The organism is uncultured Pontibacter sp., from assembly GCF_947495565.1.
Lineage (GTDB): Bacteria > Bacteroidota > Bacteroidia > Cytophagales > Hymenobacteraceae > Pontibacter.
The window spans coordinates 40426-61274 of record NZ_CANLZM010000004.1; the positions used below are offsets into that span (position 1 = coordinate 40426).

The following is a 20849-nucleotide window of genomic DNA, read 5'->3' on the forward strand; positions in this document are numbered from 1 at the left end:
GCTAATCTCCTGAATATTTAAAGTAACTCAGCCAAACAGTAATTTGGGTTCAAGCTTGTAAAACATATACCCTAAAGTGATAGGTATGAAGATGTTGGCCAGGTGCGGCAGGTCTTGATTGGCAATCCCAAAATATACCACCTGCACCAGAAAAATATGGTACGATGCTTTGCCCAGTTCCGACAGCACAAGCAGTGGTATGAAATTAGAATAATTGGGAAGCAGCTTAATCAGCAACCATATAAGCAGCGCAGCATAGCCAAAGGTTAGCAGTTGCTGGGTTTGCCATTCAGGCCGGATTATATTCTCAATTCTGATCTCTCCGTACTGAAGCAAGTATAAAGAATAGCCTGCCACCAATCCTAATGCGGCAAGAAGTATGAGATACCTCCACCTGAATGGCTCCCAAACCAATTTAGATAACCACAGCCCATATGCAATTGCGGTGAAATAGCGCGGAAAAGCAGCATCATAGAGATAGTTATTATTATTAAAAAACGAAAAATGTGCCGCCCACAGCTGAAAAGCTACTTCCAGAAGTATAAGTATAAGTGTGGTAACCATAGGAACTCTACTGAAACCAAACCCTATAACGGGCAACAGCAGCACAGATTGCAGGAGGAGCGTAATAAAGTAGTTGCCACGGCCAGTTATAGGTAACACGCCAACCCAGGTATAACCGCTAAATTCCAGCAGCTTTTCTCCTGTCAACCACTCCCATAGCAAACCTATAAGTATGGAAAGCAGGAAGATGATGATGAAGGGCACAAAGATACGCGCGGCTTTTTTTGTAAAGTATTTTCTGGTGTACAGCAACTGCAAATGCTGTGTTTTTCCGTGCAGCGATAAACTGAGATTGAGCCCCATAACGACCATAAACAGCGGCACAGCCTGCCAGATATGATACACGGCAAAGCTCTGCTCCAGCGACTGCCGTGTAAGGGAGTGCAGCAGCAGCACGGCCAGCATGGCAATGCCTTTTATAACGTCTATCTGCTGGAGGTGCTGTTTCATGCCTGTTTAAATTTGTGTTCTCAACAGCCGTTGCTAACGCAAAGATTTGCAATTTCTTGTGCTTCTATATCCTTATGGCTCATTAATAAGTATAGGTAATTGTACAGAAAAGGTTGAACTCATGCATATAAGCCTGAACTATAGGTTTTTACTTTCGCTGGCAGCTATACTTGCGGTGGCCTCCGTCACCCTTAGTATGTTGCTTACGGCTATCATGTGGATGCCCTACAAAGAACTTCCGCTTTGGGGGCAGCAGAGCATTGCGACACACCTATTCGCCTATAGTATGATAGCCGGATTTGCTATCGGTTGGGTAGCCACCATAGCCACACGCCGTGCGTTGCGCAGCCGGAAGGTTTTGCCGCTGCACTGGCACTTAAGAAGCCAGACGCTAATAGACAGATTGCCTTCCAGAATGTTTAATCGGGCTTTTATGTTTGCCTTGGCAGGCTTTGCTATTGCTTCTATCATGCTCCTGCTCCTGGATCTGCTGCAGCTTTACCATATACCTTATACTGAATTTCAGGTGCTTGCCAGTGTCTATAGTATTTGCTTTTCGGCGGCTATTACAATCATGGCAGTTTACCGAGCTCTTGGCGATAGCATTATGCGGCATTCCAACTTATAAAAAAGGCACACCTGATTCAGGTGTGCCTTCTATGTTTGTCAATCCTTTTATTTAAGCTTCTCTTTCAGAATCTCAAATTCTACAGCCGGAGAAATACGCTCGTACAGTATATGGTATACAGCCGTTGTAATAGGCATACTAACCTTTAGCTTCTTGTTGAGCTCATAAATACTTTGCACCGCATAGTATCCTTCAGCCACCATGTTCATCTCTATTTGCGCCGATTTTACGGTATACCCCCGCCCTATCATATTACCGAATGTGCGGTTGCGGCTAAACTGGGAGTATGCGGTTACTAATAAGTCGCCGAGGTAAGCGGAGCCGCTCAGCGCCCTGTGTATCGGCATAATAGCATCCAGAAAGCGCTCTATCTCAAACATCGCATTGGAAACCAACACTGCCTGAAAGTTATCTCCGAAGTTCTGGCCACGGGCAATCCCGCAGGCAAGCGCAATAATGTTCTTCATCACGGCGCAATACTCAATCCCGTCCAGATCGTCCAGCGGGTTTGCCTTAACGTAACGGTTCCGGAGCAACTCGCAAAAATGCTCTGCAGTGGCTAAATTGTGAGAGCCGATGGTGAGATAAGACTGCTTCTCCAGCGCTACTTCCTCAGCATGGCATGGTCCGGCAATAACCAGCAGGTTCTCACCAGGCACATGATAGGCATGCTTCACATAATCCGTAATCAGCACGTTATCTTTCGGTATCATACCTTTGATAGCGGAGATGATCACTTTGCTGGTAAAAGCATCTTCCTGTAAATCGGCAAGTGCCAGCTGCACGAATGCGGCTGGCACTGCTAGAATTACCCAATCCGCAGAGGCTACAACAGCCTGTATATCTGTGGATGGTTTAACGTAAGTAAGATCAAACGAAACCTGGCTTAAATAGCGCGGGTTATGTTTAAATTTGATCAGGTGCTGCACATCATTTTCATTGCGCATCCACCAGTTTACTTGGGATTTGTTTTCGGAAAGGATTTTGACCAAAGCAGTCGCCCAACTTCCTCCTCCCAGTACTGCTACTTTTTCCAAATCTGTTAGTTGTCTTTAGTATCCGCAGCGATAGCCTGTTTATTTAGAGATTCCTCTTCTTTAACTGCTACCTTAGCGCCATTTTCCAATGTTTTTGAAACTGCTCTAAATGGCCCTGCTACAATTTTCTGCCCAGGTTTAATGCCGCTTAGTATCTCAATATTCTCAAAATCGCTGATGCCGGTTTTAACGTTTACAGCTTTTACTGTGTTAGTGGCTTCGTCATAAACAAAAACTACTTCGTTAACTTCTGCCGGTGCAGCTTCTTCCTGATCGTTCTGCTGTCCGTTCTCCTCTTCTTCTGCTTTAGCTTTATTCTCGGCTTCTGGTTTGGCAGAGCGGGTAGTAACAGAAGACAAAGGTACAGATAAAACATTAGGTTTTCGCTCCGTTATAATATCTACAGAGGCTGTCATGCCGGGTCTGAACGGGCGGGACGAGGTGCCGCGTAAGTGGTCGTAAGACTTATTCAGCAGTCGGATGCGTACTTCAAACTCAGTAACGGCCTCAAGTGTGGTGGCATCTTTGGCCGTGTTGGCTATAGCTGTTACTACGCCTTTAAATTTTTCGTCCTGACTGGCGTATGAATCTACTTCTACTTCAACAGAGTCGTTTAAATTAACGCGGATAATGTCGTTCTCATTTACATTTACACGCACCTCCATGTTGTTAAGGTTGGCAATACGCATAATCTCCGTACCGGCCATCTGCGAGGTACCCACTACGCGTTCGCCTTGCTCTACGTTCAGCTTAGAAACCGTTCCGCTTACAGGGGCGTAGATCGTTGTTTTGTTAAGGTTTTCACGAGCATCTTTGAGTGATGCCTGGGCGTTCTGAACATTATACTCAGAAGCTCTTACACTTTGGCGGGCAGACTCAACCTCAGACTTAGTAGCCAGGTAGTTTGCTTCAATTTGTTGCCACTCAGATTGAGAAATAACTTTTTTCTCGAATAGAGGCTGGTTACGCTTATAGTTTTGCTCTACCTGTGCAAAATTCGCCTGCGCCTGTGTCAGCCTTGCTCTAGCCTGAGCTAAATTTGCGCGCTGGGTATTTACAGATGCCTGCTGTGCATCCACCATTGACTGATAATTGTCTGGGCGAATGCGAAGCAGCAGCTGTCCTTTTACCACAGAGTCGCCCTCCTCTACATTCAACTCAATTATCTCACCGGATACGTCCGGGCTGATCTTCACCTCAGTCTCAGGCTGCACCTTTCCGGATGCGCTTACTTTTTCAATGATGTCTACTGGTTTAGCCTCAGCCAGCACAACTTCAGTGCCTTCTTCCTGGCCTATCCAGCCGGCTTTTTTAGCAACAACGATAAATCCTATCAGCAATACCAGTACACCGATCAGGATAGGGATAAGCCTTGATTTTTTCTTAGCCATAGTTTTAGAAAGATATGTCTTTGCCCTGGTAGAAGTCCAGAACTTTTAATTTGAAAATATAATCATACTTTGCCTGCAGTAACTCTGACTGTGCACTGCGGAAGGTGTTGGCTACTATAACATACTCTACAGAGTTTATAATGCCTGAATTTAGCCTAAGCTCAGCATTGCGCACATTTCGTTCAGCAGCTCTTACCTGTTCACGGGAGGCGTTATACTTGCGCTTTGCAGCCACGGCATCCACATAGGCTTGCTCAATAGTCTGGCGCAGGTTGTTGCGTGCTATATCAGCGTTCAGGTTAGCGTTCTCCTGAGAAATTATAGCCCGCTGCACACTGTTTCGCACCTGAAACCCATTAAAGATTGGCACCGAAAGTGTGAAACCATAGTTCTTGCCCACGTTATCTTTTGCCTGGTCTAAAAATGAGTAATCGTCATAAATCGGTGCAGGCTGGAGCAGGTAAAAAGACTGCTGTTCCGTGCCTTGAGGGTTGGTGTAGAAAACCTGCTCTATAAATCTGTCTTCACGGCCAACAATAAAATTACTCGTGCTTGAGTAACGTGTATTTATACCGGCGCCTAAACTTATACGAGGGAAATAATTGCCTCTGGCGGCGTCAACACCTTTTTGTGCGCTTTGCACCCTTAGATCAACAGCTTTAATAGCTGGCAAGGTTTGCACCGCTATATCGTATACTTGTGATCCGTCTACAACAAGCGGGTATTGGTCTGGTTCCGGCAGCTCAGGTATCTGAATAGAGAATTCCTCATTCGCTTTGATGTTAAGCAGTTGCATCAGGTTCAGGCGAGAGATATCGCGCTGATTTGTAGCGTTAATAACGTTCAGCTCATCTGTAGCTAACTGAGACTCCAGGTCCAGCACCGAGTTTTCGGCTACACTGCCGGCATCGAAAAGTATTCGAGTGCGATCCAGTTGCTGCCTGGTGGCATCACGTTGCAGCTCCGACGTCTTTATTAGCTCGTCTGAGAAAAGGATGTTCAGGTAAGACGTTACAAGCTGAATAGTGATGTCATTTTGTGTAGACAGCACATCTTGCTGGCTTGCTTCTAACTCAAGCTTATTTTGCTTAATTAAGTTGGTCTGCCTAAAGCCTTGAAAAAGAGGGACAGAAGCACTTGCCGAGAAATTGGCTGTTTGCGCCTCCTGAGTCTGTACCGAAAACGTTACCGGGTCCTGAAATGAACCTGTGTTAAAGAAGTAGCTTCCGTTAGCATTAAGGATAGGCAGGCGATCCAGCTGAGACTGCTTATAGTCAATCTCGTTTATTTTGCGGTTAAGGTTTGTTTGCTTTACCTGCAGGTTATTTACCTTGGCATACTCCACCGCCTCCTGGAGTGTCCATACGCCATCGCCACTCGGGTCTTGCTGAGCCCAGGCGCCGGTGGTGCCAGCCAGCGAAATACCCAACGCCAATAACAGCGTTTTTGATGTTTTTTTCATAGTAGCTATACTTGTTTAAAGGTCAATATTAGGAATATAGACCACATGCTTTACCCAGCTCAGCTGTTTAAGGTATTCGAGCGTTATCGGTTTAATTCCTGAGTCCATTTCAATAAACTGTCGTGCCCGCTCGTGCTTTCCTTTCCGCGACACGCTCATGGTAGCAATATTACAGTCATCATGAGCCAACACCGACGCAATAAAAGCTATACTGCCTTTCACGTCAGCCGCATCTATGATGAGTGTGTGCAGCGTAGCCGAGAAATTTGCTGAAAACCCATCTACTTCTGAAATATTGATGACCCCACCTCCACGGCTTTGGCCAACAACCTCAACCTCACGCCCTTCGGCTTTCAGGTTGAGTTTTATAGTATTGGGGTGCATGGTAGAGGCATTGCCAACCGATCTGAAAGTATACTTAAGGCCTCGCTCCTTTGCAAAGTCAAAAGCTTCTTTAATCCGCTTATCGTCAGTTTTAAAATCCAGTAAACCGGCTACAATGGCGCGGTCGCTGCCATGTCCCTCATAAGTGCGTGCAAATGAATTGTAAAAAGTGATAATTACCTCTTGTGGCGCCGCTCCCAAAATACGAATGGCAGCTCTGGCAATTCGTACCACCCCAGCCGTGTGGGAACTGGATGGCCCTATCATAACTGGCCCGATCATATCAAAAACACTACTTTTCTCAGCCATACGCTCTATATCGTGAAAACCAAATTTAGCAATTTACTAGCAGCTTTGCGCTATTCTGGGTTTAAATTAGCTTTAATTCTACAAACGCCTGTATTCCATCTACAAAATTGAACCGAATTTCTATTAAGCAAATGCGGCTGCTTCTTAATCCGCAGCGAATTGCAATTTGTAAGGTTGTTTTATGCCGCAGTTTAAAACAAAGCTGAATTTAATGCTGCCTCTAAATGTTTTCTTATTTTTGCATGGATCATCCCAAGTTATAAAAATGGAGCATTCTTTTAAACCTGAAGTACTGGAACAGCTAAAGCGGCTGGAGGAAAAATACGTGCCTTTGGGCCAGGATCTTGCCGCTTATCTGGAAGGGCTTTATCACACCAATTTTCTGACTTACTGGGATTACATTCATCTGGACACCCTGCTGAGTTTACAGAACCCGCGCACCAATATTCCGGATGAGAAGATCTTTATCATGTATCATCAGATTACCGAATTATACTTTAAGCTCTGCCTTGAAGAATATCGGCAAATAGGTGAAGATAAGTCAATTAAAGTTGATGTGCTGTTGCTTAGGTTGAAGCGCATTAACCGGTATTTTGATAACCTGATTAACTCTTTTGATGTGATGGTGGATGGCATGGACCCTAAGCAGTTCCTGCAGTTCAGGATGGCTTTGATGCCCGCCAGCGGGTTTCAATCGGTTCAGTATCGCCTTATTGAAATCGCATCCACGGACCTGCGCAATCTAGTGGATAAAGCCAAGCGCGCCGTGCTTGGGCTGGAGAGTACGCATGAGGAGATGATCGGCTGTATTTACTGGAAAGAAGGTGCGACCGAGGTTGCCTCCGGCGCTAAAACCCTTACTCTAAAGCAGTTTGAGGATAAGTATACGGCTCATTTAATCAGTTTTGCCAAAGAGTACGCTGATAAAAACGTGTGGCACGTTTATAAAAACCTGCCCGAAGAGGATCAGCAAAACCCTAAGCTAATACAGGCATTGCGTAACCTGGATAGCAATGTAAATGTGAACTGGCCTCTGATGCACTACAAATCCGCTGTTCGCTATCTGCAGCGCGACCCGGAAGTTATTGCTGCCACAGGAGGCACTAATTGGCAGAAATACCTGCCTCCCCGCTTCCAGAAACGCATTTTTTACCCAGCGCTTTACACAGAGCAGGAGATGGAGGAATGGGGAAAAGGATGGGTTGAGAAAGTACTTAACGATTAACAGTAATCAAGCCTAAAGCAAGTAAAGTCTGCAACATGTTTTGCAAGGCAAATTTATACTTTAGTTTGAATTACGCCGACTTCCTTTTTGTTGGTAAGTAACGCATACATCCAAGCGAATTATTAATCTATAAGTTTAAGGTTAACTACCTTACCTGTTAAGAATGAGAAAAAAGGAAATTGACCTGGTGCTTCCGCCAGAGTTGGGTTTTGATGCCCAGCAGTTAGAAAGGGAAATTTTAAAAAATGCTAACGTACAGCCAGAGGATGTTAAGTTTCTGCACCGAATAAAACGCTCTGTTGATGCCCGTGGTCGCCAGGTGCAGGTTCGGGTGCGGGCAGATCTATACTTGGACAACCCTCCTACTGAAATCATCTCTCCTCGGTATGATTACCCGGACGTAACAAATGCCAATAAGGTAATCATCGTGGGCGCAGGGCCTGCCGGACTCTTCGCTGCACTGCGATGCATAGAACTTGGCTTGAAACCGATCGTGCTGGAACGTGGCAAAGACGTAAGAAGCCGCCGCCGGGACTTAGCAGCCATCAACAAAGAACATACGGTTAACCCAGACTCTAACTACTGCTTCGGGGAAGGCGGAGCCGGAACATACTCTGACGGAAAACTTTATACCCGTTCTAAGAAGCGTGGTGATTTGCAGCGTATTCTGCAGATACTGGTGCAGCACGGCGCCACTCCTGATATTCTGTTTGATGCCCACCCGCACATTGGTACAAACAAATTACCCAAGATCATTGAAGCCATACGCGAAACTGTCCGTAACTCCGGCGGTGAAGTGCATTTCGATCAGCGCGTTACTGATTTTATACTTCAGCAGGGCAAAATACGAGGGGTTTTTACGCATAATGGCCAGGAATACACCGGAGAGTCAGTTATACTTGCCACAGGCCACAGCGCACGCGACGTCTTTGAATTGCTGCACCATAAGGGTATAACTGTTGAGGCAAAGCCTTTTGCCATGGGAGTGCGTGTAGAGCATCAGCAAAGCTTAATCGATAAAATACAGTATAAATGCGAAGATAGAGGGCCTTATTTGCCGGCATCTTCTTACGCACTCGTGCATCAAACGCACTATAAAAATAAACAGCGCGGGATATTTTCGTTTTGCATGTGCCCCGGCGGGTTTATAGTGCCTTCAGCCACTGCTCCCGGTGAGGTAGTGGTAAATGGAATGTCTCCCAGCCGCCGCGATTCACGTTTCTCAAACTCCGGTATTGTAGTAGCCATAGAGCTTGAGGACATGGACTTGCATAAACACGGAGCTTTGGCAGGCTTGCGCATGCAGCAGGCCTTGGAGCAGAGAGCTTGCCAAATGGCGGGTGGCACGCAAGCTGCACCTGCGCAGCTTTTGCAGGATTTTACAAAATTCAAGTCGGGCGGAGAGCTGCTCGAAACATCCTACCAGCCAGGGCTTGTACCTGTAGATATGAATGAGCTTTTCTCGGATGATATGGCTTATCGTATGCGGGAAGGTTTCAAGGCTTTCGGCAACAAAATGCGTGGCTACTTAAGTAACGAGGCGCAAATCGTGGGGGTTGAAAGCCGGACTTCCTCCCCTGTCCGAATCCCTCGTGATCGGGACACACTGGAGCATGCGCAGGTAAAAGGCTTATATCCGTGTGGTGAAGGAGCAGGCTATGCCGGTGGTATAGTTTCGGCAGCCATGGATGGCGAACGATGTGCTGAGAAGGCAGCTATAAGCGCTGGAATAGCAATAAGTTAAATCTGCTTACTGAAAGTATAAATTTATATTTTAAAAAGCCTCCCGCCCAGATGGACAGGAGGCTTTTTAATGGTCTATTAGCGTCTTGGATTAACTTTTTACGGGGCTGCAAAGTACAAGAGGTATACAATGTTGAATCTGAACTGAAATTTAATGTATGAAAAAAACAGTCGTATTAGGAGCCTCTGACAACCCAACCCGCTATGCTTACAAAGCTGTGCACAGGTTGCAGCAGCATGGCCATGAGGTTGTGCCTGTAGGTATAAAAAATGCTGAAGTTGGCGGGCAGAAAATTGTAACTGATAAATCTGAGCAAATTACGGATGTAGATACCGTGACTTTATATGTTGGCCCACGCAACCAGCCTGTTTGGTATGATTACATACTGGATCTAAAGCCTAAGCGCATCATTTTTAACCCTGGAACGGAAAACCGGGAATTAGAGGAAATGGCTCAAAAGGCTAACATAGAAACGCTCCATCACTGCACGTTGGTTATGCTGGCTTCGGATAGCTATTGATAAAAATTTCTAGGACAAAGTATAACCTGCCAATTAGTAAACCGTATATAAAAATAAGAAGAACAGATGGCATTTGTTGTCTATGTTCTATATAAACAGGGATTCTTAAAAGATCCCTGTTTTGCTTTAGTCACTAAAAAGGCGCCACCGATATAATATACTTATAACGGTGGCGCCTTTTGGTTTTATACTTACTTAGAAATTATCTGTTCTCTTCTGCAGGTTGTTCGTCCTCCTCTTCTTCCATTAAATGCCGCATGTTAGCTGCCAAAGCCATATCCGGCATAATGTTAGCGCTGGTAGCCTGCAGTTTATTTTTAAGACCTGATATGGTTCGCGTTTCCCCATGCATCAGTGCGTCATAACCGTCTTTAGCTACTTCTGCAGGCTCTGATAAGGATCCGTTTGCTGCGCGGGTATGTGCTGCGCCTGCTCTCCTGAAAAACATGGTGTTGCTTGCCCCAGGGCAAAGTGCGGTAACCGTAATGCCCGTGTCCTTTAGCTCGTTGGATAAAGCCTCTGAAAATGAAAGTATAAAGGCTTTAGTGGCTCCATAAATAGCCATCAACGGTGATGGCATAAATGACACAACTGAGGCTAGATTCAATATCTTTCCTGATTTTCTGCGCTTCATATCCTGCAGGAAAAGCTTTGTGAGCTCCACCGGCGTATTAATGTTAAGCTGTATAATAGCTTTTTCACGATCAAGATCTGTTTCAGCAAATAGGCCATGTATGCCAGCACCAGCATTGTTGATCAGGATATCTACTTCAAGTCCACTGTTTTTAACTTCTTCGTATACTTCTCGCGGCGCTTGCGGACGTGTCAGGTCTGCCGTTATGATACAAACGTGCTCTAGCTGATGTTCGTCCTGCAGGAAATAACCAAGTTTTCTTAGTCGCTCTGTGCTGCGGGCCACCAGAATCAGGTTATAGCCGTCTTTCGCGAAGATTTTGGCAAACTCCATTCCGAAGCCATTAGAGGCTCCTGTTATTAATACTGTTTTGTTTTTATTCTCGTCTTTAGATGTTCTCATAGCCTTACAAGTCTTGCTTTTGAATTATGCATTAGTAATATAACGTATTACCATTTCGCAAGCATTAGGGTTACTTATTAAGATATTGGTAAGTACTAAAAACTTGTATGGAGCAACTTTTCCGGAAGATGCTCCTTGTTATATACACTACCTTATGAGGCTGTTTACTGTCTAAAAATCAAGTTATTTAGTTCGCTATTTATGCTGCTTCACGGCGCAAGACCTCTAACGGCGGCCGGTTCAGAATACCACGGCTATTAAGCATGCCAATAAAGACAGTAAGCACTGTAATGCCAATAAACACAGGAGGCAATGGCGACAGGTCTGGCACAAAAGCCACCTCAAAACTGAAAACAGCCAGGGCCCAACTTGCCACTACAGAAAGTATAATGCCTGTGCCGGCTGCTAATGCGCCCAGCAGTAGGTATTCGAAAGCATTTATACTTAGTATCTGCTTACGGCTAGCACCAAGAGTACGCAGTAGCACACTTTCCTGCACGCGCTGGTACTTACTGTTGTTAATAGAGCCTATCAGCACTAATAAGCCTGTACTGATACTGAAAAACGCCATAAAGCGTATCACAAAGGATATCTTGCCGAGAATGTCGTCTAACGTTTCCAAGATCAAGCCAAGGTCTATAGCCGAAACATTTGGGAACTGGCGGACGAGCGTCTGCTGAAATAGCGCCGCCTGCTCATCGGTTTTGGTGCGCGTCATGAGCACATGAAACTGCGGCGCCTCTTCCAGTACGCCTTTCGGGAAGACGATGAGGAAATTGGTTTGTACACGGTTCCATTCCACCTCTCGTAAATGCGTGATCACAGTAGGTAAGCGTGCGCCCTGCACATTAAATAATAGCGTGTCGCCAAGCTCTGCTTTAAGCCTTTCGGCATAACCCTCTTCTACAGAAATAGGTATAGGCGCATTCTGATCTGTAACTTCTCCCTGCCACTCGCCGGCGTTAGTTTTTTCTGAGCTGATAAGGGAGTCGCGGTAAGTCACACGGAATTCACGGGTAAAGGCTCGTTCAGAGATACCTAAGGTAGTATCTGCCCGAACATCTGCAGCGGTAAATCCATTAATTTCTTCCAGGCGCATTGTTACCACGGGCACCAACTGTAGTACTGGCAAACCCTCCTGCCTGGTAAGCGCAGCCACTTCGTCTCTTTGCGCATTCTGTATGTCGAAGAGCACCATGTTTGGTTGGTTCTCGCTGGCTGCAAAAGCCACTTCGCTTAAGAGTATGCGTTGCATCAAAAACAGAGTGGCAATTAGAGCTGTGCCAAGCCCGATGGACACTGTAAGGAGTAAGGTTTGGTTATTGGGCCTGTACAAATTTGCTAGGCTTTGGCGCCACACATAACCCCAACTCACAGGAAAGAAACGTTTTACCAGCCACATCATCAGCCTAGCAATAAGCGCCAACACAACAAATCCGATTAATACACCACCTGTAAAGCCCAATGCTCTTAGCCAGGTGCCCAGCTGGAAGTATGAAAACATGAAAATAAACGCAATAATCAGAAAGTACACACCCCAGCGCAGCTTATCTGGTTTCTTAGAGACATGCTCTATGCCGGCGCGAAGTGTGATCAGCGGGGAGATGTTGCGAATAGAAAGCAGCGGCAACAGGGCAAATAAAACAGCTACCACCACACCAATTGCTATACCTTGCAGAATGGCTGACCAAGATACGGCCAACGTCACCTCCACCGGAAGGAAAGATTTAAACAACTCAGGTAAGTATAACTGAATCAGGCTTCCAAGTATGGCTCCCAACACAGATCCGATTAGACCCATTGCCAGCACCTGAAACAGGTAAATCAGAAAAGCCTGACTGCCGCTTACGCCCAGGCAACGGAGCACACCTATCGTGGCCAGTTTCTCCCGAATGTACACATGCACTGCACTCGCTACGCCCACACAACCTAATAGCAAGGCCACAAAACCTACAAGCGCCAGGAACCGGGCCAGGTCTTCATAAGACTTGCCCGTGCTTTCCTTGCGGCTTTCGATCGTGTCGTATCCAAAACCGGCTTCATCCAGCCTTTTCTCCAGTTTGGCAACCAACTTGTCTGCGTCTGTATTGTCGGCCAGTCTGTAGTAATGATAGTAACTGACGCGGCTGCCTTTCTGAACCAGACCTGTTTCGGCCAGGTACTGCTTAGGTATGTAAACAGCCGGCGCTATGGTAGCCGTCATGGCAGACTGCCCCGGTATTTTGTGTAAGGCACCGGCTATCTCGAATGTTTGGTTGCCAACACGTATGGAGTCTCCGGGCTTGGAATTGTACTGCAACAGCAAAGTTTGGTCTACCAAAGCCTTGCGTCCTTCTTCCCTGAAGGTAGTGCTGGCATTTACAGGCTCAGTTTCTATGGCGCCGTAATACGGGAACCCGCCTTGCTCCAGCGCCCTAACCTGTACCAGCCGAGTGCCCCCGGAAGACTTGAACAGCACCATAGACACAAACCGGACTTCATCTGACCGTTCGCCGCCAATTGCGATAGAGTCTAGTAGTTGCTGCTGATCCTCTTCAATTTCTTTGTTAGCGGCAATTACTAAATCAGCGCCTATCAGTGATTTAGCTTGCTTGTCTATATCGGTGCGCAGGTTGTCAGAAAATGAATTGATCGCTACTAAAGCCGCTATGCCCAGCACAATAGAGGAAATAAACAGTGCCAACCTGCCTCTGTTGCGGCGGCTGTCGCGCCAGGCCATTTTTAAGAGCCAGCGCAGGCGTAAAGGTCGTTTCTCAATTGAATGTATGTTGGAGTCTGACACAGTTACTTTGTTTGATTGTTGAGGATGAACAGAGATTTAGGCCTATACTTTGTATTACTCTTTGCTAGCAAAAGCCGTCACCTCGTCAGAAACTACGGTACCGCCTTTAATGCGGATAATACGGTCTGTCTTGGCGGCCAACTCCAGGTCATGGGTTACAAGCACCAGCGTAGTGCCTGCTTCCTGGTTCAGGTCAAACAGCAGTTTCTCTACACGCTCTCCTGTTTCTTCATCCAGATTCCCGGTTGGTTCATCTGCAAAAAGTATGGTTGGTTTATTAGAAAAAGCCCTTGCCAGCGACACCCGCTGCTGCTCTCCTCCTGAAAGTTGTGTCGGGTAATGGTCGTGGCGCTCGGCTAAGCCAACTCTGGCCAGCAGTTCCATTGCTTGCTGCTGCACGTTGCGCTCGCCCCTTAGCTCCATCGGCACCATCACATTCTCCAGCGCTGTGAGGGTAGGAATCAGCTGGAAGTTCTGAAAGATAAAGCCCACATGCTGGTTGCGCACCTGTGCCCGCTCATCCTCAGAAAGCTGATCCAGCTTAATGCCGTTAAGTATAACAGAGCCTTCAGAAGCTCTATCTAAGCCGGCGCAAAGGCCAAGCAGTGTTGTTTTGCCACTGCCGGACGGCCCGACAATAGAGCAGACATCTCCAGCCTGTAACGAAAAATTTATACCTTGCAGCACGGTCAGGTGGCGATCGCCGCTGTCATAGGTTTTCTTCAGATTCTGAATATCAAGTATAGTAGGCACTTGCGAAGTATAAATTAAAGGTGGACGAAAGAAAGGAGGCATTTAAAGGCTAAGGCAGCAAACGCGTCCTCCGAACAAAATAACTCTTTGCATACGTTATAGGTTTAGCTCAGGCCAAGTATAAATTTAGTAAAAAATAAAAGATGACGATAAAGAATCAATTTTTAGCCATAGGTTTAGCAGTCATTACCACCCTGAGTGGCTGTAGTGAGAACCAGGCAAACGAGCAAATTACTGATCAGCAGGAAACCAGAACTGTAGGAGATGCAAATGCGCAAGCCGCAGCAGAGGCTGAAACAAAAACTATCTTGTTCTTCGGCAATAGCTTAACGGCAGGTTATGGTTTAGACGACCCTGATCAGGCATTCCCGGCGCTTATTCAGCAAAAAATAGACTCTCTGGACCTACCCTATAAAGTAATAAACGCAGGTTTGAGCGGAGAAACAACAGCCGGAGGCAAAAGCCGTGTGGATTGGCTTCTGAAGAAACAGCAGGTGGATGTATTTGTGCTGGAGTTAGGCGCAAACGACGGTTTAAGAGGAATTGCTACCGAAGAAACGTATGCAAACCTCAAAGCTATAATTGAGAAAGTCCGTGCCAGCAACCCTGATGTGGAGATAGTGCTGACAGGTATGCAGGTGCCGCCAAGTATGGGGCAAAAGTATTCTATAGACTTCAGGGAGGTGTTTACCCGTGTTGCTCAGGAAGAGAATGTTGCCTTGGTGCCTTTTCTGCTGGAAGGTGTGGGCGGAGAGGCAGACTTAAATCAGTCTGATGGCATACACCCAACAGAAGAAGGGCAAAGGATACTTGCCAGCAATGTTTGGGAAATTCTGCAGCCGCTACTTCAGGAGAAAGGGCCCGCTTAAAATTTTTTCCTGCTTTGTAACCTTCTTTAACTACAGGCGTTAGAGAGAATGGCTAAAAGTTGAAAATTAGATTTTCAAAACCAAAAGGGCTCCTCAATAATGAGGAGCCCTTTTGGTTTAAGCTAAAAATACAGCTACTCAGCAACTTCAGTCTTCATTTTTTCAGCAAGTATATAGGAAGCCCCCTGCTGCACAAATTGCGCATCCTGCGGTAGCTCTTGCCCTATCCTTACTTCTGTAAATCCTTTTTCTGTTATACCTGTTTCCACAGGCACCATTTTAAATGTTTTGTCATCTAACTGCTGAAATATGTACTGCTGATTTTTGTATAGCACGATGGCTGCCTCCGGTACAGAGGATGTGGTATGCTTGCCCGTAAGTATAAAACCATTTATATACATGCCAGGAAGCAGCCCTTTATTTTGATTGTTTTTAATCTCCGCGTGGACCGGCACTACCCGCGCCTCCCCTTCAAATGATTTTCCGATGGCAAAAATCTCTCCTTCCACCTCTTCACCGGATACATTGGGTAAGGAGAACACTACTTTCTGCCCCTTCTCCAGCCTTTGGAAATCCTTTTCAAATACATTCAGGTCAAGGTGCAGATGGCTATCATCTATTATTTGCAAAATAGGTGTGTTGGGTTCTGTATAGGAGCCCAAGTTTACTGCTATGGACTGAACAAATCCTGAGATAGGAGCTCGTAGGCTTAATGATCGCGTGATACGGCCCTTCTCAACATTATCTGGTGAAATCCCCAAAGTTTGTAGCTGCTCACGTAACGAATTGCGCTTTGCCTCCAGCACCTGCACATCAGCTGATGCCTGCTGATACTTTTTCAATGCGCCCACTTGTTCATCCGATAACATTTTCTGGCGCTCGTATTCCTGCCTGGCCATGCTTAACTGGCTATTTACTGAAAGATATGCTTCCTGTAACTCTAAAATACTCGGGTTCTCTATAGTGGCTAGTACCTTGCCTTTCTGAATATAGTCACCTTCTATCACATGTATGCTGCGTACCATGCCCCCTACAAGCGGGCTGACACTTGCCTTGCCCTGAGGAGGCAAAGATAATTGCCCCTTTGCCGGCACACGAGTGGAGAGGGTGCGCTCTTGTAGCGGCCCCACCTCTACCTGGCTAACCTGCTGCATTTCTTTTGTAAAAACTATGATGTCTGTTGCCGTTTCCTCTGCAGCATGAGGCTCATTTACCGCCTCCGTTTGCTTTGAACATCCGGCTGCTAATAAAGTAGCTGCTAGCGCTGCTGGTAAAATATATCGTTTCATGCTTATTCTTCTCCGGTTAAATACTGTAGGTTAATGATACTTTGGTTGTAATTCAGCAGCGTAACAAGGTACTGTAGCCGAAGCGTATAAGCCTGCTGCATAGCCTGCACAAACTCAATGTAGTCTGCTTCGCCTAATCTAAAAGTTAATGCTGCGGCTTTCTCCAACTGAGCCGCCTGCCGCAGTGCACCTTGCTCATAGTACAGCAACTGCTGCCCCTGTTTTTTTAACTCATAAAGGGCGCTCTGTAAGTCAGCGCGAATAATAGCTTCTCTGGCCTCTGCTTGTTTCTGCACGGCCTGCTCGTTCAGTTTGGCAGCATTTATTTTGGCTTTTTGAGCTCCGAACCATATCGGAACGGCTATGCCGGCTTCCACGCCTGCGAAGCGGTCAGAGCTGTTATAGATATGAGAAGGGTCACGAGCCGGACTCTCTCCAACAAAAGTTTGGTTAAAGTACCCTATGCTAAAGTCAGGCAATAGCCTAGCTTTTTCCAGTTTCGTCTGCGCTTGTGCCACTTCCACCTCATTTTGTAGCATCTGAAGCCAAACCTTAGCAGCGGCAGTATCGGTAAGTATAACAGCACTATACTTTTGATGCGGTTCTACTACAAAGCTTATTGTGCCTTCAGGTGCGTGCAGCAACTGGCGCAGTCGGGTCTGGGCTTTGGCTGCGTCTGCGTTTACCTGCACCAGTTCAGCTTTCATGCTGAGTCGCTTGGCTTCTGCTGTGGCTCTCTCCAAAGCCCCTGTTTCACCGGCCTGTTGGCGGACACGGGCTGCCTTCTCGAAGTTTTCGTAAAGCGAGTCTTGCGCCAGCACCAATAGCCTAACAGCCTGCATGTGCTGCCATTCTCCGTAAGCAAGCTTTACATCGCGCAGTACCTGCCGTTCCACTAGGCGCTGACTAATTTCCGCCTGGCTTGCTTGCGCACCCGCTAAACGGGCCTGCCGCCCGTAAACTGTCGGGAAGGCAAATTGCTGTGCAACTGTAATCTCTTCATCGGTTTCGTTAGTACTTATCTGGCCGCGCCTATAATTAACCACTGCCTTGGGTAAATCAAACGCGGCACTTTGCAGCATTCTTTGCCGTTCGGTTTCGAGTAGTGCAGCGCGTAGTGTTGGGTTATTCTCTTTGGCATACTCCAACGCTGCCTTTAAATCCAGTTGCTTTGTCTGTTGCTGCGCTTGCGTGGATAAGCTGCTTCCAAAGTATAAACTTATACTTAATATTATAAGCACAACATTTTGTACCACTGAAACTTGAGGTTTTCTCTCATCTCTGGATGTGAAAATAAAATACAGCACTGGCAAGACTACTAGTGTTAACAGAGTGGATGTAACTAAACCGCCAATTACCACAGTTGCCAGAGGCTTTTGTACCTCGGCACCAGCCGAAGATGAAAGCGCCATAGGCAAGAAACCGAGGGCTGCCACCGAGGCTGTCATCAGTACTGGCCGGAGCCGCACAGTGGTTCCTTCAATAATGCGCTCGTATACATTATCCCAGCCATCTTGTTTGAGTTGGTTCAGGTAACCTATCAGTACAATGCCATTTAATACAGCTACACCGAAAAGGGCTATAAAACCAACGCCTGCCGAGATGCTAAAAGGCATGCCTCTAAGCCACAAGGCAAAAATACCTCCAATTGCAGCCAGCGGTATAGCACTGAAAATTAGCAGGCTTTGTTTTACCGACTTAAAGGTAAAGTATAGGAGCACCAGGATAAGCAGCAATGCAGCAGGCACTGCAATCTGCAGTCTTTCTCTAGCGTTCACTAAGTTCTCGAACTGACCACCGTAGGTAATGTAATACCCAGCAGGCAGCTCAAGACGCTCAGCAAGTTTTTGTCTTACCTCCAGCACAATTGACTCCACATCACGGTCACGCACGTTAAAACCGACAACAATGCGCCGCCTGCCTTCTTCACGGGATATCTGCATCGGACCATCCTCATAGCGGATGTTGGCTACCTGCAGCAGCGGCACCTGCCCTCCATTAGGCAAGGGAACAAACAGTTCTTCTATATCGCTCAGGTTGTTACGGTAATTTTGCTCAAGCCGTACCACCAGGTCAAATCGACGGTCACCTTCGTAGACAGATCCAGCAGTCTCACCTGCAAAAGCCGTTCGCAACACACGGTTTACGTCCTGCACATGCAGCCCATACTGCGCCAGGCGATCTCGCTTGTATTCAACCACAATCTGGGGAAGGCCGGTTACCTCTTCCACATATAAATCCTGTGCACCCTGAACCGGCCTGATCAAACGTTCTGCCTCACTGGCAAGCTCACTTAGTTTTTCCAGGTCTTCTCCATAGATCTTAACTGCTACGTCCTGACGGGCACCGGTAATAAGTTCATTGAAGCGAAGCTGAATTGGCTGCTGAAAACCATAATTTATACCTGGTATAACCTGCAGAGCAGAATCCATTTTGGCAGCTAGTTCTTCACGGGTGCTGGCGCTTGTCCATTCGTCACGGTCTTTTAGCAGGATCATCACGTCTGCCGCCTCTATTGGCATAGGGTCAGTAGGGATTTCAGCCGTACCTATTTTACCGATTACCTCTTTTACCTCCGGGAATCTGCTTTTTAGTATCTCGCTGGCTTTTAGGGTTGTATTTATAGTTTGCTCAAGTGAGGCTCCAGGCACGAGCCGCAGGTCCATGGCAAAGTCTCCCTCATCCAGCGTAGGTATAAACTCACCTCCCATGCGGCTAAATATCACTAAGCTAATAGCCAACAACCCTATGGCAAAACCCAAAATTAGCATTTTGCTGTGCAGTGCGAACCGTATTACAGGCTGGTACAAGTGCATGATCTTGTCCATGATTCGGTCTGAGATATTGCGCTTGTGCTTAGTCTTTTTGCTCAGTGCCAGCGTTGAGATCATAGGAACGTAGGTGAGTGATAGTATGAATGCGCCCATAATGGCGAAGCTCACTGTCTGCGCCATCGGCTTAAACATTTTCCCCTCAATACCCACCAACGCCAAAATAGGCAAGTATACAATCAGGATAATGATCATCCCGAAAGCCGCTGAGTTCATGATTTTTGATGCGGCACCCTCCACTTCCAGGTCCATTTCGCGCTGCGAGAGTTTGCGGAGGGGCAGGTTAGTGTTTTTGGCCACAATGAAGTGCAGCACAGACTCTACAATAATAACAGAGCCATCCACAATTAACCCGAAGTCTATGGCACCCAAGCTCATAAGGTTGCCAGACACGCCGAAGATGTTCATCATAGTGATAGCAAACAGCATGGAGAGCGGTATAACTGAAGCAACCACTAAACCAGCACGCAGGTTACCAAGAAGCAGCACTAATACAAAAACCACTATCAGGCCTCCTTCAATCAGATTTTTGGTCACTGTGTTCACGGCCCTATCCACCAGTTCGCTCCGGTCTAGGTATGCATCAATCACAAGGCCCTCCGGCAAAGAGGCTTGTATTTCTTTCACTCGCTTCTGCACCTGCTTTATCACCTGGGATGAGTTGGCATCTTTATACATCAGCACAATGCCGCCTACTACTTCTCCCTCGTTGTTTCGGGTAAGGGCGCCGTAGCGAACAGGATGGCCATACTTCACCTCCGCCACATCAGTCACAAGCACTGGCACACCACTTTGGTTACTTATTACGATTTGTTCAATATCAGCCAGTTCGTTAACCATCCCGAGGCCACGGATAAAGAATGCGCTGTTGTTTTTCTCGATGTAGGCAGCGCCAGTGTTTTCATTGTTTGTGCTGATGGCTTCCAGCACGTCAGGCACTGTTAGGTTGAGGCTGCGCAGGCGGTCAGGGTTCAAGGCAACCTCGTACTCCTTCAAAAAACCTCCAAAGCTACTTACATCGGCTACACCAGGCGTTCCGAGCAGTTGCCTTCTTACTATCCAATCCTGCACGGTGCGCAACTCCATGGCAGAGTATTTTTTACTGCTGCCTTCTTTGGCATGTATGGTGTACTGGTAAATTTCGCCCAATCCGGTACTTACAGGGGCCATTTCCGGCGTGCCTACTCCGGCAGGAATTTCTTCTACGGCCATATCCAGTCGTTCCTTAATTAATTGCCGAGCTAGGTAAATATCCACGCCATCCTCGAAAACTACGGTAATAACGGACAGGCCAAACCGTGAGACTGAACGCATTTCAATAGCGTCTGGTACGTTGGCAAGCGCAATTTCTATGGGTGTTGTGATAAAGCGTTCTACTTCCTGGGCGGCTAATGTTGGGGAAGAAGTAACGACTTGTACTTGATTGTTGGTAATGTCTGGTACAGCATCTACAGGCAGTTTAGTGAGGTTATATAAACCTATCACCACCAATGCCAGCACCATCAGCCCTACCACCAATTTATTATGTATGGAGAAACTAATAATCTTCTGAAACATGATATTTTATTTAATTCA

Annotated in this window: 15 protein-coding genes; 5 read left to right on the top strand and 10 right to left on the bottom strand. The window is 46.7% G+C overall.

From position 1 onward, the window contains the following. Positions 1 to 27: 27 nt before the first annotated feature. Positions 28 to 1014 carry an acyltransferase family protein gene (locus Q1B04_RS06470; RefSeq protein ID WP_299757050.1) on the bottom strand — a complete coding sequence of 329 codons (987 nt, stop codon included), beginning with the start codon at positions 1012 to 1014 and terminating at the stop codon, positions 28 to 30. Between the two features lie 121 nt (positions 1015 to 1135). On the opposite strand from Q1B04_RS06470, the gene Q1B04_RS06475 reads away from it, so the two are divergent. Further along, a complete protein-coding gene (locus Q1B04_RS06475; protein ID WP_299757053.1) occupies positions 1136 to 1642 on the top strand; it encodes a hypothetical protein in 507 nt (168 codons plus the stop codon). Positions 1643 to 1689: 47 nt separating this feature from the next. Here the strand turns inward: Q1B04_RS06475 and Q1B04_RS06480 are convergent, their stop codons facing one another. Genes Q1B04_RS06480 through sdaAB form a run of 4 tightly spaced genes read right to left on the bottom strand, consistent with a single transcriptional unit; the run spans position 1690 to position 6225 of the window. Beyond that, positions 1690 to 2679: an NAD(P)H-dependent glycerol-3-phosphate dehydrogenase gene (locus tag Q1B04_RS06480; RefSeq protein WP_299757055.1), complete on the bottom strand. Its 990-nt coding sequence runs from the start codon at positions 2677 to 2679 to the stop codon at positions 1690 to 1692. Positions 2680 to 2684: 5 nt separating this feature from the next. After that, positions 2685 to 4070 carry an efflux RND transporter periplasmic adaptor subunit gene (locus Q1B04_RS06485; protein WP_299757056.1) on the bottom strand — a complete coding sequence of 462 codons (1386 nt, stop codon included), beginning with the start codon at positions 4068 to 4070 and terminating at the stop codon, positions 2685 to 2687. Positions 4071 to 4074: 4 nt separating this feature from the next. Beyond that, on the bottom strand, positions 4075 to 5532 hold the full coding sequence (locus tag Q1B04_RS06490; RefSeq protein WP_299757058.1) for a TolC family protein: 1458 nt from the start codon (positions 5530 to 5532) through the stop codon (positions 4075 to 4077). Positions 5533 to 5547: 15 nt separating this feature from the next. After that, entirely contained in the window at positions 5548 to 6225 is a 678-nt protein-coding gene (gene sdaAB / locus Q1B04_RS06495; RefSeq protein WP_299757060.1) for an L-serine ammonia-lyase, iron-sulfur-dependent subunit beta, read from the bottom strand. Positions 6226 to 6490: 265 nt separating this feature from the next. Here sdaAB and Q1B04_RS06500 point away from each other — a divergent pair, with 265 nt between their 5' ends. The 3 genes from Q1B04_RS06500 to Q1B04_RS06510 all read left to right on the top strand — a co-directional run bounded on the left by Q1B04_RS06500 (position 6491) and on the right by Q1B04_RS06510 (position 9714). Beyond that, on the top strand, positions 6491 to 7450 hold the full coding sequence (locus tag Q1B04_RS06500; RefSeq protein WP_299757063.1) for a tryptophan 2,3-dioxygenase family protein: 960 nt from the start codon (positions 6491 to 6493) through the stop codon (positions 7448 to 7450). 163 nt (positions 7451 to 7613) lie between these two features. Further along, positions 7614 to 9194 (top strand): FAD-dependent protein, encoded by a 1581-nt coding sequence (locus tag Q1B04_RS06505; protein WP_299757065.1) that lies wholly within the window; start codon positions 7614 to 7616, stop codon positions 9192 to 9194. 157 nt (positions 9195 to 9351) lie between these two features. After that, positions 9352 to 9714 carry a CoA-binding protein gene (locus Q1B04_RS06510; protein WP_299757067.1) on the top strand — a complete coding sequence of 121 codons (363 nt, stop codon included), beginning with the start codon at positions 9352 to 9354 and terminating at the stop codon, positions 9712 to 9714. Positions 9715 to 9916: 202 nt separating this feature from the next. Here Q1B04_RS06510 and Q1B04_RS06515 read toward each other — a convergent pair whose 3' ends face one another. The 3 genes from Q1B04_RS06515 to Q1B04_RS06525 form a co-directional block, all read right to left on the bottom strand. After that, positions 9917 to 10750 carry an SDR family oxidoreductase gene (locus tag Q1B04_RS06515; protein ID WP_299757069.1) on the bottom strand — a complete coding sequence of 278 codons (834 nt, stop codon included), beginning with the start codon at positions 10748 to 10750 and terminating at the stop codon, positions 9917 to 9919. 199 nt (positions 10751 to 10949) lie between these two features. Further along, positions 10950 to 13532 carry an FtsX-like permease family protein gene (locus tag Q1B04_RS06520; RefSeq protein ID WP_366524642.1) on the bottom strand — a complete coding sequence of 861 codons (2583 nt, stop codon included), beginning with the start codon at positions 13530 to 13532 and terminating at the stop codon, positions 10950 to 10952. Between the two features lie 54 nt (positions 13533 to 13586). Continuing rightward, positions 13587 to 14285: an ABC transporter ATP-binding protein gene (locus Q1B04_RS06525; RefSeq protein WP_299757743.1), complete on the bottom strand. Its 699-nt coding sequence runs from the start codon at positions 14283 to 14285 to the stop codon at positions 13587 to 13589. A gap of 143 nt (positions 14286 to 14428) precedes the next feature. Between Q1B04_RS06525 and Q1B04_RS06530 the strand changes: the two genes are divergently transcribed. Further along, on the top strand, positions 14429 to 15154 hold the full coding sequence (locus tag Q1B04_RS06530; protein ID WP_299757072.1) for an arylesterase: 726 nt from the start codon (positions 14429 to 14431) through the stop codon (positions 15152 to 15154). A gap of 134 nt (positions 15155 to 15288) precedes the next feature. On the opposite strand, the gene Q1B04_RS06535 is transcribed toward Q1B04_RS06530, so the two are convergent. Both Q1B04_RS06535 and Q1B04_RS06540 read right to left on the bottom strand, forming a co-directional pair. Continuing rightward, the gene (locus Q1B04_RS06535; RefSeq protein ID WP_299757075.1) at positions 15289 to 16443 is read right to left on the bottom strand and encodes an efflux RND transporter periplasmic adaptor subunit; all 1155 of its coding nucleotides are present in this window, start codon (positions 16441 to 16443) and stop codon (positions 15289 to 15291) included. A gap of 2 nt (positions 16444 to 16445) precedes the next feature. Next, entirely contained in the window at positions 16446 to 20831 is a 4386-nt protein-coding gene (locus Q1B04_RS06540; protein ID WP_299757077.1) for a CusA/CzcA family heavy metal efflux RND transporter, read from the bottom strand. Positions 20832 to 20849: the final 18 nt, after the last annotated feature.